At 29.9% G+C, this 234-nt stretch carries 1 protein-coding gene; it reads right to left on the reverse strand.

Annotation, left to right across the window (positions count from 1 at the left end; all coding sequences use genetic code 11):
• Nucleotides 1-194 (reverse strand): hypothetical protein (locus HU755_RS27290; protein WP_238350067.1); only part of this gene is annotated, 194 nt, incomplete at its 3' end.
• Nucleotides 195-234 lie beyond the last annotated feature (40 nt).

Here is a 234-nt window from a genome sequence, read left to right on the forward strand (position 1 = left end):
ATCGTCACCATAATGGCGGATTTTTCTTCCATTAATATTTTTATTAGCATTACTGCCATTGCCGCCGGAAAGATATAGCCTATCTCTGTATATTCAAATTGCTGAAATACACTTACTGTTTTCATCAGTAAGACGGTAACACTAATAATTAGAAAGAACATTAAATAGAAAGGAATATTTTTCTCTTTTTCCATTGCCGTTCTTCTGAATATATAAAAATATAATAAAGAAAGT

This window comes from Pseudomonas sp. SWRI111 (genome assembly GCF_014268555.1).
Taxonomy (GTDB): domain Bacteria; phylum Pseudomonadota; class Gammaproteobacteria; order Pseudomonadales; family Pseudomonadaceae; genus Aquipseudomonas; species Aquipseudomonas hamedanensis.